Genomic DNA, 14,849 nt, shown 5'->3' on the forward strand with positions numbered 1-14,849 from the left:
GATGGCAACGATCCGGGTGTACATGACCATGTCGCTGGACGGGTACGTGACCGGTCCCCAGGACAGCATGGACGATCCGATGGGGGTCGGCGGGTTCCGGCTGTTCAACTGGCTCGACCGGCGCAACGACCCGGGAGTGAGTGGCCAGGTGGTCGAGGAGTCGATGGCCACCCGGGCGCTGATCGCGGGACGCCGTACCTATGAACACGCCGGTCACTGGCAGGGTGACCACCACAACGGCGTTCCGATGTTCATCCTGACGCACAACGTGCCGGACGGACCGCCGCCGGGCACCGTTCACTTCGTCACAGACGCACGCGAGTGCGCCGCGCAGGCACGCGAGGCCGCCGGCGACGGAGACGTGATGGTGCACGGGGCCGGCGCGACGCAGGCTTTGCTCCAGGCCGGTGAGGTCGACGAGCTCGAGATGCACGTCGTACCGGTCCTGCTCGGTCAGGGGCGCCGCCTGTTCGACAACCTGCCGCCGGATCACGTCGAGCTGGAACTGATGCGGCAGCTGACCTCGCGCGACGAGGTCGACCGCGCGCAGGAGGTCACCCACCTGCGCTACCGCGTGGTGCGGTGAACGCTCAGCGTCATCGGCGGCCCCACTGACCAGGTCCCGGCTCCGCTGAGGGCGAACCGAGGGGGCCGAACCGGTTCCGCACTGCCACACTGTGCGCGTGCATATCGCGATCGAGGTCGTGGCCCTCGTCGCCGTGGTCGCGGCCGGGGCCGCCCTGGCCCGGCGGCTCGGGATCTCGGCTCCCCTGCTGCTGGTGGTCATCGGGATCGCCGCGTCGTACCTCCCGTTCGTCCCCCGGGTCGAACTCGAGCCCGAAGTCGTCCTGGTCGGCTTCCTTCCGCCGCTGCTGTACTCCGCGGCGATCAAGACCAGCCTGGTCGACTTCGCCCAGCATCGGCGCTCTATCGGACTCCTGTCGGTCGCGCTGGTCGTGTTCACCGCCCTCGGCGTCGGCCTGGTCGCGTACTGGCTGCTCGGCGTGGTCGCGGAGTCCCAGGGTCAGGAGCCACTGCCGTTCTGGGCCGCCTTCGCGATCGGTGCGGTCGTGGCGCCGCCGGACGCCGTCGCCGCGACCGCGATCGCGAAACGGGTGGGTCTCCCCCGCCGGGTGGTCACGATCCTCGAGGGCGAGAGCCTGCTGAACGACGCGACCGCGCTGGTCTGTCTCCGGACGGCTATCGCGGCGGCGGTGGTCGCACCGACCGTCCTGGACGTCAGCCTCGACTTCCTCCGCGCGGCCGGTGGCGGTGTCGCGATCGGCCTGCTCGTCGCCTTCGTGCTGGCCAAGGTCCGTCGCCGCTTCACCGACCCGGTGCTCGACACCACCCTCAGCCTGACCGCGCCGTTCATCGCCTACATCGCGGCCGAGAACCACTACGTGCACGCGTCGGGCGTACTGGCCGTGGTCGTCACCGGGCTGCTGCTCGGCCACAAGGCGCCGATCATCCAGTCGGCCAAGTCGCGGATGTCGGAGCGCACCAACTGGCGGACGTTCCAGTTCCTGCTGGAGAACACGGTCTTCCTGCTGATCGGCCTGCAGACCCGGTGGATTCTGGACGATCTGTCCGAGAGCCCGCTGCCGGGCTGGTTGATCGCGGCGACGACGATCGCCGTGTACCTCGCCGTCGTACTGCTCCGGCCGATGTGGATCATCCCGACCACTCTGCTGTCCCGGCGGGTCCTCGGTCCCTCCCGGCCCGGACCGGTGTCCTGGCAGGCGCTGATCGTCGTCTCGTGGGCGGGCATGCGCGGTGTGGTGACGCTGGCCGCGGTGTTCACGCTGCCGGAGAACACGCCGGACCGCGAAGTCCTGGTGTTCATCGCTCTGGCCGTGACCGCGGGCACTCTGCTCGTGCAGGGATCGACGCTGCCCTGGGTGGTACGGCGGGTGCGGTTGCCCGGACCGGACCCGGCGGAGGATGCCTTGCAGGAGGCCGCCGTACTGCAGGGAGCGCATCGTGCCGCGATCGAGAAGCTGGATGAGATCGCCGGGCCGGATGACCCGCCGGAAGTGCTCGACATTCTGCGTCAGCGGGGCGAGGCACGGGCACAGGCCGCGTGGGAGCGGCTCGGCCGGCCGGAGACCGAGTACGAGACTCCCAGTGAGGCGTACCGCCGGTTGCGGATCGCGATGCTGGGGGCCGAGCGGGAGCACATCCTGAAGGTCCGGGACGCGGGGCTGGTCGCCGACGAGGTGCTGCAGCGGGCGCAGATCGCACTCGACATCGAGGAGTCCGTCCTCGATCGCGACGAGGACGACGACGTTGGCGGGCAGTCCGAGGACCTGCGGATCAAGATGCCGCCAGGCGGCGCCTGCAAGCACCTCGAGCAGGCTCCGCTGGTGCTACCGCCGAACACGCCGGACGGGTGTGAGGAGTGCCTGGCCGAGGGCAGTACGTGGGTGCATCTGCGGCTGTGCTTGGGTTGTGGCCATGTCGGCTGCTGTGACTCGTCGGTCATGAAGCACGCCAGCAAGCACTATGAGGAGACCAAGCACCCGGTGATGCGCAGCTTCGAACCGGGTGAGAACTGGCGGTGGTGTTTCGTGGACGAGAAGCTCGGCTGATGGCGGACTGTCTGTTCTGCTCGATCATCGCCGGTACGACGCCGGCCCAGATCGTGCTGGAGACCCCCGAGGTCGTCGGCTTCCTGGACATCCGGCCGGTCTTCAAGGGCCACACGCTGATCGTGCCGCGTGAGCACGTACTCACCATGGTCGAGATGACCGACGAGCTCCTGGTGCCGCTGTTCGGCGCGGCCCGGTCGGTGGCTTCCGCGGTGCGTACGGCGTTCGATGCGCAGGGGTCGTTCGTCGCGGTCAACAACGTGGTCTCGCAGTCCGTCCCCCATCTCCATGTGCACGTCGTGCCACGGACGAAGGGGGACGGACTACGGGGCTTCTTCTGGCCCCGCACCAAGTACGCCGACGAATCCGAAGCCGCGGAGTACGCCGGCAAACTACGGGCCGCCCTGGCCGGTTAAGGCCGGGCGGTTTCCCAGGCGACTGTGTCGTTCGCGGTGGATGCGGCCAGGGTGCGGGCGGCGGCTGGTGGGTTGTCGGCGGTCAGGTTGAGGCCGGGGTGGCGGTCCTCGATGGTGAATTGGGCTCGGGTGAAGACCTCGGCGTCCTTGGTTCGGACCGACGGGACGGTACGGAAGTCGGCGACCAGGGAGTCGCGGGTGATCGTGGTGTTCACGTAACCGCGGAGGTTGTTCTGGAACTTCAGGTGTGGGTTCCACTTCAGCCACGGGTGCGCGGTGGTGCCGGAGTCGGCGCCGTCGCCGCCGGTCGTGATCGACGAGCAGATCAGCTCCGACCCGACCGTGGCCGACGTCGGGTCGTCGTAGTCCGGCTTCAGGTCCGACGCCCAGTGCGCGTGCACATCACCGGTCAGTACGACGGCGTTCCGGACCCGCGCGTCGACCCAGCCCTTGGTGATCCTGGCGCGTGAGGCGACGTACCCGTCCCAGGCGTCCATCGAGGTGAGCTTCAGCGGTCCCTCGTTGTTGTCGCGCTGGGCGAAGAAGACCTGCTGGCCGAGGATGTCCCATCGGGCCTCCGAGCGGCGGAACCCGTCGATCAGCCACTTCTCCTGCCGCGCACCGGTGATGGATCGCTTCGGGTCGACCGCGGCCGGGCAGTCCTTGTACCCGTCGTCGCACCCCTGGTCGTCGCGGTACTGCCGGGTGTCGAGCATGTGGAACGTCGCCAGCTCGCCCCACTTCACCCGCCGGTACAGCTGCATGTCGATCCCGCGCGGCTTCGACGACGCGCGCAGCGGCATGTTCTCGTAGTACGCCTGGAAGGCCGCGGCGCGGCGGGCGAGGAAACCGTCCTCCGGCTTCTCCGGGGTCTCGTCGGCCCAGTTGTTGTCGAGCTCGTGGTCGTCCCACACGACGAGCCACGGCGCGACCGCGTGCGCCGCCTGCAGGTCCTCATCACTCTTGTACTGCGCATGCCGCTGCCGGTACGACGCCAGGTCGGTGGTCTCCGGCCCGTCGTGGTCGCGGACGTTCCCACCGGGAGCGACGTACGTGTTCTTGGTGTACTCGTACTGGTAGTCGCCCAGATGTAGGACGAGGTCGGGGCGGTCCTGCGCCAGCCGCCGGTACGCCGTGAACCAGCCGTGCTCGAACTGGGAGCAGGAGACGAACGACATCGCCAGCTCGCGCGGCGTCGTACCGCGGGCGGGCGCTGTCAGGGTCCGGCCGATACGAGACACGTGGCCTTCGGCGCGGAAGCGGTAGTAGTACTCGTGGCCCGGATGCAGGCCCTGGACGGTCACGTGGACGGAGTGCGCGTGCTCGGGGCGGGCGACGGCGACGCCGGAGCGCACCACGTGGTGGAATCGCTCGTCGGTGGCGACCTGCCACTGGACGGCGTACGCGCGGCTCGGCATGCCGCCGAGGCCGTCGTCGGCCACCGGATCCACGGCGAGCCGGGTCCAGAGCACGAACCCGTCCGGCCACGGGTCGCCGCTGGCGACGCCGAGGGTGAACGGGTCCTGCCGGACCGGGGTCGCGGCAGCAGTCGTCGGGGTGGTCAGGGTCGAGGTCAGGCCGGCCACAGCCGCAGTGGAAGCCAGACCGGCTTTCAGGACGGATCTACGGGAGGTCTCCATGCGCCGACCGTTCCCGCCGAGGGCAGCGAGGACCTGACATCCAGGTGACACCTGGGTGGACTGTCAGTCGAAGCTGCGATCCAGTCGCTTCTCCATCCGGGCCAGCGCTGCCTCGGCGGCCGCTCGCACGGACGGGTCCGGATCGTCCGTCAACTCCTGCAGCGACTCCGCGTGCTCGGCCTCGCCGGCGGCCCCGATCGCCCGGGCGGCCGCGGCGCGGACCCGGGGAAGCTCGTGCGACAGATCCGGGACGAGCGCGTCCGCCAGTTGGCCCAGCTCGTGCTTTGCGGTGATGCGGGCGACGTGCTCACGAACGCGCCAGGCCGGGTCTTTCACGGCGACCAGGAGTGCGTCGACGACATCGTCGCGCCAGACGTAGAGGAAGACCCGGGCCGCCCAGACCCGGATCCAGTAGTAGTTCACCGGGTCGACCGGCGCCGACCAGCCACCCGGGTTGGCGCTGCCCGTGATCGCGGCCAGCTTCGGCAGGTCGGCGCCGTACGCGTCCTCGCCCGAGATCTCCCCGGTGAGGAAGGCGATGCACCAGTCGATCACCGTGTCCTGCCCGTGCTCGGCACACGCGCGCAGCACGACCTCGCGGGGATGGTCACGACCCTCAGCAGCCATACGGTCAGTAAAGCCGCACCCGCCGACAAATTCTCGACGCCGACCTGTAACGACCCCCGCGGTCCCGGACATGGATCCGATATGACGAGTACGCCGAGTCCACCCCGACCCCGACCGGTGGCACTTCGCGCCGTTTCGGATCGTGAACTCCGCTTCCGCGAGCTCTTCGAGGACAACTACCGGCAACTGCTCGGCTATGCGCTGCGACGCGTGGCGTCGCCCGACGACGCCGCCGACATCGTCGCGGACACCATGCTCGTGGCCTGGCGGCGGTTCGACGAGGTACCGGTCGACGGCACCGCACGGCTGTACCTGTACGGCGTGGCCCGCCGCGTCCTCGCCAACCACCGGCGCGGCGAGATCCGGCGGGACCGGCTGGCCGAGCGGCTGCGCTTGCAACTGGCCGAGGCCGCGCCGGACCAGACCAGCCTGGCCGACTCGACGGTTGCGATCCGGGAGGCACTCGCCCAGTTGAGCGAGAGCGATCGGGAACTGCTCATGCTCACCGGCTGGGACGGCCTCGACCCGCGTGAGGCCGCGGTCGTGCTCGGTGTCCCGGCCCGCACCGTCCGGACCAGGTTGCACCGGGCCCGGGCGAGATTGCGCCGGGTCGTCGGAGACGCTTTCACCGGTGCCGGACACGTACGGGATGACCAGCACGCGCCAGCGGTTCAGGAGGAGCAATGAACGACCACGAGCTCGACCGGCTGCTCGCGCGGGCCAACCCGTTCGGCGACGACTCGGTCCGGCGACTGCCGGCCGATGCCGCCGCATCCGACCTGTTGGAGGAGATCGTGACCACCACCGCACCGACCCCCGAGCTCAGACCGAACCGCCGGCGCCGGACCATCATCCTGGTCGCGGCCGCGGCGGCGATCGTCGTCGCGCTCACCGGTGTGTTTTTCCCGCGCGGCAACCCCGTCGCACCGACGTCGGCGTACGCCGCTCAGGTCCGCGCTGTCGCGGAAGCGAACCAGCGGCTGCTCGTCGACGCGCCCGGGTGGAAGGTCAGCCGGGTCGACGAGTTCACCGCCGACCTCGGTGAGATGACATTTGCCCACGGCAACCAGCGCCTCGATGTGTTCTGGCGGCCGGCGAACCAGTACACGACGTACTCCGACGACCGGGCCCACGGCAACACCCACCAGCCGATCGAGCTCCTCGGCCAGGACGGGACGATCTACCGGTACTACGACTCCACGGACTTCACCACGATCCTGGAGCCGAAGGGCACGAACTTCCTCGAGATCCGCGCCGACCTCGGCTCGGAGGCGGCGTACCGCGAGCTGATCGGGAAGCTGAAGTCGGTCGGCGTCGACGAGTGGCTCGACGCCCTGCCCGCGTCAGCGGTCAAGCCGGCCGACAACAAGAAGGCCGTCGACGGCATGCTCGAGGGCCTGCCACTGCCGGACGGGTTCGACAAGGCGCCGCTCTACCAGCAGACCGTCAACGACCGGTACCAGGTCGGAGCCCGCGTCACCGGTGCCGTCAGCTGCGCGTGGCTGAACCAATGGACCGCGGCGAAGAAGTCCGGTGACAAGGCGAAGGTTGCCGAAGCGGTCGCCGCGATGAAGACCAGCCACAGTTGGCCGATCCTGAAGGAGATGGCCAAGGGCGGCGACTACCCGCGCGTGCTCTGGTCCTACGCCGACAGCATCGCGAAGGACCAGGCGCCGGCAGGGCTGACGAGGACCCCCGATGCGGAGTCCGGCTCCGTGGACGGCCTCGGCTGCAAGTAGTCCACAGACGAGTACGGCGTACTCCGGTTGAGGGGCCGGGGTACGCCGTACTTTTGTTGCTGTCAGCCCGCTTGCTTTCAGCCCGCGATCAGGGAGCGGAGCACGTACTGCAGGATGCCGCCGTTGCGGTAGTAGTCGGCCTCTCCTGGGGTGTCGATCCGGACCACGGCGTCGAACTCCTTCACAGAGCCGTCGGGCGAGGTCACCTTGACGTGCACGGTGCTCGGGACTTCTCCGTCGTTCAGCGCGGTGACGCCGGTGATGTCGAACGTCTCCTCGCCGGTCAGGCCGAGCGACTCGGCGGTCTCACCCTCGGGGTACTGCAGCGGGAGAACACCCATGCCGATCAGGTTCGACCGGTGGATCCGCTCGAAGGACTCGGTGATCACGGCCTTCGCGCCGAGCAGCGCCGTACCCTTGGCGGCCCAGTCCCGCGACGAACCCGAGCCGTACTCCTTGCCGGCCAGGATCACCAGCGGCGTACCGGCCTCGGCGTACGACTGCGCCGCGTCGTAGATCGAGGTGACGGGGGCGTCGTCCTTGGTGAAGTCGCGGGTGAAGCCGCCCTCGGTGCCGGGCGCGATCTGGTTGCGCAGCCGGATGTTCGCGAACGTGCCGCGGATCATCACCTCGTGGTTGCCGCGGCGCGACCCGTACGAGTTGAAGTCCTTGCGCGCGACGCCGTGGTCGGCCAGATACGTGCCGGCCGGGCTGTCGGCCTTGATCGAACCGGCCGGGGAGATGTGGTCGGTGGTGACCGAGTCGCCCAGCTTGGCCAGCACCCGGGCACCGGCGATGTCGGTGACCGGCTCCGGGTCCTTCGCCATCCCGTCGAAGTACGGAGGCTTGCGCACGTACGTCGAGTCGGCGTCCCAGGCGAAGGTCTTGCCCTCGGGCGTCGGCAGCGACTGCCAGCGCTCGTCACCGGCGAACACGTCGGCGTAGTCCTTGGTGAACATCTCCTTGTTGATCGAGGAGGCGATCACCTGCTCGACCTCGTCCGCGGCCGGCCAGATGTCCTTCAGGAACACGTCGTTGCCGTCGGTGTCCTTGCCCAGGGCATCGGTCTCGAAGTCGAAGTCCATCGTCCCGGCCAGCGCGTAGGCGATCACCAGCGGCGGGCTCGCCAGGTAGTTCATCTTGACGTCGGGGTTGATCCGGCCCTCGAAGTTCCGGTTCCCGGACAGCACCGAGACGACCGCGAGGTCGGCCTCCTGCACGCCGGCCGAGACAGGCTCGGGCAGTGGGCCGGAGTTCCCGATGCAGGTGGTGCAGCCGTAGCCGACGAGGTGGAACCCGAGCTTCTCCAGGTACGGCGTGACGCCGGCCTTCTCGTAGTAGTCGGTGACGACCTTCGACCCGGGCGCGAGCGACGTCTTCACCCACGGCTTGGACGCCAGGCCCTTGTCGACCGCGTTCTTCGCCAGCAGGGCGGCCGCCAGCATGACCGACGGGTTCGACGTGTTCGTGCAGGAGGTGATGCTCGCGATCACGACATGGCCGTGGTCGAGCTCGACCTCCGCGCCGTCCATGCTGATCGTGGTCTTCTTCGACGGACGCCCCGGGCCGCCGTGCGGCACGTGCGGCTCGTCGTTCACGTTGCCGTGACCGTTCGGCGCGTCGCTGGCCGGGAAGCTCCCGGTCTCCGACGGGTCGACGTCCAGCTCCTCGGTCGCGTAGTCGGTCAGCGCACCGCGGAACGCCTCCTTGGCCTCGCTCAGCGCGACCCGGTCCTGCGGCCGCTTCGGCCCGGCGATCGACGGTACGACGGTCGACAGGTCCAGCTCGAGGTACTCCGAGAACCGCGGCTCGACCGACTGGTCGTGCCACAGGCCCTGCTCCTTGGCGTACGCCTCGACCAGCGCGACGTCCTGGTCGCTGCGACCGGTCAGCCGCAGGTAGTCCAGCGTCACGTCGTCGATCGGGAAGATCGCGCAGGTGGAGCCGAACTCCGGGCTCATGTTGCCGATCGTGGCGCGGTTCGCCAGCGGAACGGCCGCGACACCCTCGCCGTAGAACTCGACGAACTTGCCGACCACGCCGTGCTTGCGCAGCTGCTGGGTGATGGTGAGCACCACGTCGGTCGCGGTCGCACCGGCCGGCACCGCGCCGGTCAGCTTGAAGCCGACGACCTTCGGGATCAGCATCGACACGGGCTGGCCGAGCATGGCCGCCTCGGCCTCGATGCCGCCGACGCCCCAGCCGAGCACGCCCAGACCGTTCACCATCGTGGTGTGGCTGTCGGTGCCGACGCAGGTGTCGGGGTAGGCAGTCACAACAGAGCCGTCACGGCGTGTCATCACAGTGCGGGCGAGGTGCTCGATGTTCACCTGGTGCACGATGCCTGTGCCCGGCGGGACGACCTTGAAGTCGTCGAACGCGGTCTGGCCCCAGCGGAGGAACTGGTAGCGCTCACCGTTGCGCTGGTACTCGAACTCGACGTTGCGCTCGAACGCGTCCGGCCGGCCGAAGACGTCGGTGATGACCGAGTGGTCGATGACCAGCTCGGCCGGGGCGAGCGGGTTGATCTTGGTCGGGTCGCCACCGAGCTCGGCGACCGCCTCGCGCATGGTGGCCAGGTCGACCACACACGGCACACCGGTGAAGTCCTGCATGATCACCCGGGCCGGGGTGAACTGGATCTCGGTGTCGGGCGCCGCGTTCTGGTCCCAGCTGCCGAGCTTCGTGATGTGCTCGGCGGTGATGTTCGCGCCGTCCTCGGTGCGCAGCAGGTTCTCCAGCAGCACCTTGAGCGAGTACGGCAGCGTGTCCGCGCCCTCGATGCCCGCCAACCTGAAGATCTCGTACGACTGTCCGTTGACCTCGAGTGCACCCTTGGCACCGAAGCTGTCGACGCTGGCCATCAGCCTGCTCCTCTATCCGGTCCTGTTCGCTGAACCCATCCTGCCGAGCACCCGGCCCGGCCGCGAGGTCAGGTTGCCCTAACCTCGCGCCACAAACTCTCTCGACATCAAGATACACGACATCGAGCCACCCTCGTGAACCTTCAGGAAACCTGTGGAAGAACCTCGGCGGCGATGAGGTCGAGGTGGTCCAGGTCCTGCAGGTCCATGATCTGGACGTACTGGCGCTGCGATCCGGCCGCGGCGAACCGGCCGAGGCGATCGACGACCTCGGCGGGGGTGCCGGCGATCGAGTTCTGCCTCAGGTCGTCGACGTCGCGGCCGATCGCGTCGGCGCGCTGCCTGACCTCCGCGTCGTCCTTGCCGACGACAACGGTGTGTGCGGTCGAGAGGGCGAGCGTCTGGGGGTCGCGGCCGGCTGCCTCGCAGGCCGCCTGGACCCGCTTGAAGAGCGTCTCGGTCTCCTCGACCGAGCGGAACCCGGCGTTGAACTCACTCGCGTACTGCGCCGCGAGGGCCGGCGTACGCTTCTTGCCCGCACCGCCGACAATGACCGGCGGGTGTGGCTGCTGGACCGGCTTCGGCAGCGCCGGCGAGTCGGTCAGCTGGTAGTGCTTGCCGACGAAGTCGTACTTCTCCCCCACCGGCGTGTCCCACAGGCCGGTGATCAGCTCGAGCTGCTCGGTCAGAAGGTCGAAGCGGCCAGGGGTGTCCGGGAAGTCCAAGCCGTAGGCCTTGTGCTCCGCCTCGTACCAGCCGGCCCCGAGGCCCAGCTCGGCGCGGCCGCCGCTCATCTGGTCCACCTGCGCGACTGTGATCGCGAGCACGCCCGGATTGCGGTACGTCGCCGAACTGACGAGCGTGCCGAGCTTGATCCGCCGCGTCTCACGGGCCAGGCCGGCCAGCGTGATCCATGCGTCGGTCGGTCCGGGCAGGCCGTCGTGGTCGCCCATCACCAGATAGTGGTCGGACCGGAAGAACGCGTCGAACCCGTTCTCCTCGGTCTTGCGTGCCACCGCGAGCAGATCGTCGTACGAGGCACCTTGCTGGGGTTCGGTGAAGATCCTGAGAAGCATGGCGCCAACGCTATCTTGCGCTCGTGTACAGCCTCTCCAGGTACGACGGCTGCCACTGGGGACCGCGACCGTACAGCCGCCGGACCAGACCGTTGACGTCGAGCCGCGGCTCGACCGGGTTGTCCCACCAGTCCGGGACGCGGTCGTACCACCGGTCCACCCGCATGGTCCGGCCCGCCGCGTCGATCCGGGCGAACAACCAACCGCCGAGCTCGCTCTCCGCCTCGGTCACCCACAGGTCGCCGAGCAGCCCGCTCAGCTTGTCCGCGGCGAACTCCGGGTCGTCCACGTCCGGAGGCTCCAGGTCGAACCGGTACGACGGCGCGGCCGGGTCCAGCACCTGGACCTGGATGGTGAACCCCGATGGGGTGATCGCGGTCCTCGCGCGGCACCACGCATGCAACGCCTCGAACGCCACCGACTCCTGCGGTCGCGGCCGGGGACGCTCCACCTCGGCTCGCAGCGCTTCCTCGATCGACCCCGGCACGAGCTCGATGCCCGGCCCATCAGAACCCGCCAGCGCGAGCCCAGGGATCGACATCCGATCGATGACCCGAGCCGCCGGGACACCTACATCTGGACTGACGCCGTTCGGCACCCCATCCGACTCCGGCGGGCCGTCAGCGCCGACCACCGGTATGACGCCCGTCGGCATGTCATCGTCATCCGCACCCACCACCGGCACGGCACCCGTCGGCGTGTCGTCATCCGAGAAGCCGTCGGCCGCCACCACCGGCACCGACCCAGTCGGCACGTCGTCGTCCGCACCCGGGAAGCCGTTCGCCTGCACGACCGGCACAGACCCGGTCGGCACATCGTCATCGACACCCCGGAAGCCATTCGCCTGCACCACCGGCACAGACCCAGTCGGCACATCGTCGTCCGCACCCGGGAAGCCATTCGTCTGCACGACCGACCCGGTCGGCACGTCGTCGTTATCCGTAGTCGGGAAGCCGTTCGTGTGCACGACCGACTCGGTTGGCACGTCGTCGTTGTCCGTAGTCGGGAAGCCAGCCGCTCCCAGCGCCGGGACAGGCCCGGTGGGCACGTCGTCGTTCTGGGATCTGGCGTCGGCGTTCACCACAGGCACAGGGCCGGTCGGCACCTCGTCGTCCATCGGACCTGAGGCCGCGGTCGCCTCGTGCGCATTCACGATCGGCGCGGGCTCCGCGGCGACGTCGTCCTCGATCACCGGGATCTCCCCGGTCGGCGCGTCCGCATCCGCCACCGGCACGGAGTACGCACCAGCGTCCTCCGCCTGCCAGGCACCGCGCTGGGACTCGTCCCACACGTCCGACCCCGACGCCTGTGACGGCGACGCTTGCGGAGCCGACCCCGGCTCGGCCTGGGCCCAACCCTGCTGCGGTTGTGCAGGTTCAGCCTGTCCCCACCGCTCGTCTTCCGGATCGGGGTGGTGCCAGGGCGCGTTCTCCTGCTCGGACTGCTCGTAGTGGGCGGCCTCGGACACGGGCTGAGCCCACCGCTCGTGCTCGCGCTCCGGCTGTGAAGCCGGCTCCGACCGGGGCCAGTGGTTCGGGTCGTGCTGAGGCGCGGGGCCGGGCTGCGGCCAGTGGTTCGGGTCGTGCTGAGGCGCGGGGCCGGGCTGCGGCCAGTGGTTCGGGTCGTGCTGAGGCGCGGGGCCGGGGTGGGTCCGGTGGTTCGGGTCGGGATGGGGCTCGGCGTGGGGCTGAGTCCACTGGTTGGGGTCGGGGTCTGGGGCCGGCCAGGGCCCTTGATCTGGGTCGGGCTCTGGTTGTGGCTGAGGGGTCGGGTCCGGTTCCGGGGTGAGCGGTTCTGGCTCGGGGTCGGGCCATGGCTGGGGGTCCGGATCTGGCTCTGGGTGCGGCTGCGGGTCCGGCGCGGGCTCCGGGTGGGGCTCGGGGCGCGGGAACGGGTCCGGTGTTGGCGACGGCTGTGGGTCCGGTTGCGGCCAGGGCGCCGGGTGGGGCTCTGGTTGCGGCCAGGGCTCCGGCTGAGGCTGCGGCCACGGTTGCGGCTGAGGGTGAGGCTCGACTTGAGCTTTAGCCTCGACCGGAGCCTCAGGCAGGTCCGCGGACACGGCCGGGTCCTCGGCCGTCTGGTCGTCCAGCTCGTCGACCGAAACCGCAGGAACCTCAACGGTCTGATCGTCCTCGGGCTCCTCCACCGCCACCGCCACCGGCGCGAACGGCGAGGGCCCGGTGAACGACGCCAACTCCTCCTCGTCCCCATCCTCGGACGAGTCCACCTCGCCCCGCGCAACGCCAGCCTCGCCTCGCGCGACGCCGGCCTCGCCCCGCGCGACGCCAGCCTCGCCCCGCTCAACGCCGGCCTGGTCGCGTGTGGGGGCAGCCTCGTCGCGTGCGACCTCGGCGACGGATGGTGACTGCTGGGGTCCCGGGTTGACCGGGGCGAAAGGCGACTGGGCTGCTTGAGGCTCTGGCGTGGGTACGTCGGGGACGGCGGCTATTTCGGCGGTCGGGGCTTCATCGCCATCCGAGGGGGCGACCTGCTGGGGCTGGTAGTTGGCGGGATCCTCGACCCACAGCCCGTTGATCCAGGCCCCGCCCACCCATTCGCGTTCGGGTTCAGGCTCGGGTGCGGCCGGCTCGTCGGCGAACGGGTTGTACTCGCTGGTGGCTTCCTGCTCGCTCCAGCCAGCCTGCTCGGCGGTCTCCCAGTCCTGCTCGGCCGCGTCCTGCTGGTACGACGCAGCAGAGGGGCCGTCCGCGAACAGACTCGCGTAGAAGTCCTCCCCCTCGTGCACCCCGCCACCGACACGCGGAGGCTCCGACGAAGGCAGCCCACCGCCGTACACCGGCAGCCCACCACCCGACACATCGTCCGGCAGGTACGTCCCAGGAGCCGGCCCACCTGCCGCACCACCGCCGTCGAAGCCGGCCGGAGGCTCGGGCTCAGGCGCGTTGTCGTGCTTACGCCGCCGCAGCCAGCCCTGCTTCTTATTGATGACCCCGTACTCCGCCGGCGCCTCCGGCCGGTACGCGACCTGCTGGTACACCGCAGGCCCCTCGTACGCAGGTTCCTCATACCCAGGCTGCTCGTCGTACACGGGCTGCTCGTACGACGGGACCTGTGGGGCCTCGTCGATCGGCTGGCCGGTGAACGGGCTGATGCCGGGCGGCACGATGAAGGACTGCTCGTCCTCCTCGTCCACCGGGAGTGGCCCGTCGGATGCTCCAATCACAACATCCTCAACGACCGACACCTCGGCTGTGTCAGGGTCGTCGGCCAAACTTTCCGCGACTGCAAAGTTCCGGGTGAAGTCCTCCGCCGCGACGACACCGGACGGCAGGTCCGGCTGGACCGGCGATCGCGCGTCGATCTCGAAGTGATCGAAGAACTCCCGCAGCGCCTCGAAGGAGATCCCGGACGAGCCGGCGGTCTGGATCAGTTGCACCCCGAACGGCTGCAACTCGTCCAGTCCACCGAGGTAGTCCGCCCACTCCGCGACCCACTCGATCATCTCCGCGGCGGCGTCCGAGTCCGAGGTGATCCACTGCCCGATCTGCGTGAACCCGTCCTCGGCCGGCTGCCACGGGTCTCCCGGGTACGCCGCTCGCGCCCACGTCCCGTTGAACGCGCCGTACACGAACCCGAGCTCGCCGGCGGTCTGGCGACGCCGCACCTCCGGCTGGCCGATCCAGTCCGGCGACCCCGCCAGCAGGTCGGCGCGCCTCGTCTGGCTGTGCTGGGTCTGGAACCCGAACAGCACAGCGCGCCCGTCCTCGAGCCGCACCATCCGCAGCACCGACCCGGTCTCGTCCTGGTGGTGGTACCCGTCCTCGTCGGCGTACCACCGCCGGTCGAACCCGGTGGCATGGGCGACCGCGGCGAGTGCGGTCCAGCGGGCGCGCAACTCCTCCGGGTCGTCCAGGTCAACGAGCGGCATCAGGTCT

10 protein-coding genes are annotated in these 14,849 nt (G+C 69.6%); 5 read left to right on the forward strand and 5 right to left on the reverse strand.

Annotated features, from left to right (window positions below):
* Position 1 precedes the first annotated feature (1 nt).
* The 3 genes from AB0I34_RS05150 to AB0I34_RS05160 all read left to right on the forward strand — a co-directional run bounded on the left by AB0I34_RS05150 (position 2) and on the right by AB0I34_RS05160 (position 3,007).
* Positions 2-586, forward strand: a complete 585-nt coding sequence (locus tag AB0I34_RS05150) for a dihydrofolate reductase family protein (protein WP_360439655.1) — start codon at positions 2-4, stop codon at positions 584-586.
* Between the two features lie 97 nt (positions 587-683).
* Positions 684-2,591: a Na+/H+ antiporter gene (locus AB0I34_RS05155; RefSeq protein WP_360439658.1), complete on the forward strand. Its 1,908-nt coding sequence runs from the start codon at positions 684-686 to the stop codon at positions 2,589-2,591.
* On the forward strand, positions 2,591-3,007 hold the full coding sequence (locus AB0I34_RS05160) for an HIT family protein (protein WP_360439661.1): 417 nt from the start codon (positions 2,591-2,593) through the stop codon (positions 3,005-3,007). Before AB0I34_RS05155 ends, AB0I34_RS05160 begins: the two co-directional genes overlap by 1 nt.
* On the opposite strand, the gene AB0I34_RS05165 is transcribed toward AB0I34_RS05160, so the two are convergent.
* Positions 3,004-4,647 carry an alkaline phosphatase D family protein gene (locus tag AB0I34_RS05165; protein WP_360439664.1) on the reverse strand — a complete coding sequence of 548 codons (1,644 nt, stop codon included), beginning with the start codon at positions 4,645-4,647 and terminating at the stop codon, positions 3,004-3,006. The genes AB0I34_RS05160 and AB0I34_RS05165 overlap by 4 nt on opposite strands.
* A 63-nt stretch (positions 4,648-4,710) precedes the next feature.
* Positions 4,711-5,274, reverse strand: a complete 564-nt coding sequence (locus AB0I34_RS05170; RefSeq protein ID WP_360439666.1) for a HEAT repeat domain-containing protein — start codon at positions 5,272-5,274, stop codon at positions 4,711-4,713.
* Between the two features lie 81 nt (positions 5,275-5,355).
* On the opposite strand from AB0I34_RS05170, the gene AB0I34_RS05175 reads away from it, so the two are divergent.
* Both AB0I34_RS05175 and AB0I34_RS05180 read left to right on the forward strand, forming a co-directional pair.
* Entirely contained in the window at positions 5,356-5,961 is a 606-nt protein-coding gene (locus tag AB0I34_RS05175) for an RNA polymerase sigma factor (protein WP_360439669.1), read from the forward strand.
* Positions 5,958-7,013 (forward strand): hypothetical protein, encoded by a 1,056-nt coding sequence (locus AB0I34_RS05180; protein ID WP_360439672.1) that lies wholly within the window; start codon positions 5,958-5,960, stop codon positions 7,011-7,013. Before AB0I34_RS05175 ends, AB0I34_RS05180 begins: the two co-directional genes overlap by 4 nt.
* 77 nt (positions 7,014-7,090) lie before the next feature.
* Here the strand turns inward: AB0I34_RS05180 and acnA are convergent, their stop codons facing one another.
* From acnA to AB0I34_RS05195, 3 genes are all read right to left on the reverse strand, one after another.
* Positions 7,091-9,877 (reverse strand): aconitate hydratase AcnA, encoded by a 2,787-nt coding sequence (gene acnA, locus AB0I34_RS05185; RefSeq protein WP_360439675.1) that lies wholly within the window; start codon positions 9,875-9,877, stop codon positions 7,091-7,093.
* Positions 9,878-10,020: 143 nt separating this feature from the next.
* On the reverse strand, positions 10,021-10,953 hold the full coding sequence (locus AB0I34_RS05190) for an LLM class F420-dependent oxidoreductase (RefSeq protein WP_360439678.1): 933 nt from the start codon (positions 10,951-10,953) through the stop codon (positions 10,021-10,023).
* Between the two features lie 10 nt (positions 10,954-10,963).
* Entirely contained in the window at positions 10,964-14,842 is a 3,879-nt protein-coding gene (locus tag AB0I34_RS05195; RefSeq protein WP_360439680.1) for a hypothetical protein, read from the reverse strand.
* Positions 14,843-14,849 lie beyond the last annotated feature (7 nt).

The organism is Kribbella sp. NPDC050281 (assembly GCF_040655855.1).
Classification (GTDB): Bacteria; Actinomycetota; Actinomycetes; order Propionibacteriales; family Kribbellaceae; genus Kribbella.

Bases quoted from the DNA above. Each gene is read 5' to 3' on its own strand.
- AB0I34_RS05170 (WP_360439666.1), bottom strand. From the start codon at position 5,274: ATGGCTGCTGAGGGTCGTGACCATCCCCGCGAGGTCGTGCTGCGCGCG.
- AB0I34_RS05195 (WP_360439680.1), bottom strand. From the start codon at position 14,842: ATGCCGCTCGTTGACCTGGACGACCCGGAGGAGTTGCGCGCCCGCTGG.
- AB0I34_RS05150 (WP_360439655.1), top strand. From the start codon at position 2: ATGGCAACGATCCGGGTGTACATGACCATGTCGCTGGACGGGTACGTG.
- AB0I34_RS05175 (WP_360439669.1), top strand. From the start codon at position 5,356: ATGACGAGTACGCCGAGTCCACCCCGACCCCGACCGGTGGCACTTCGC.
- AB0I34_RS05180 (WP_360439672.1), top strand. From the start codon at position 5,958: ATGAACGACCACGAGCTCGACCGGCTGCTCGCGCGGGCCAACCCGTTC.
- AB0I34_RS05190 (WP_360439678.1), bottom strand. From the start codon at position 10,953: ATGCTTCTCAGGATCTTCACCGAACCCCAGCAAGGTGCCTCGTACGAC.
- AB0I34_RS05165 (WP_360439664.1), bottom strand. From the start codon at position 4,647: ATGGAGACCTCCCGTAGATCCGTCCTGAAAGCCGGTCTGGCTTCCACT.
- AB0I34_RS05160 (WP_360439661.1), top strand. From the start codon at position 2,591: ATGGCGGACTGTCTGTTCTGCTCGATCATCGCCGGTACGACGCCGGCC.
- acnA (WP_360439675.1), bottom strand. From the start codon at position 9,877: ATGGCCAGCGTCGACAGCTTCGGTGCCAAGGGTGCACTCGAGGTCAAC.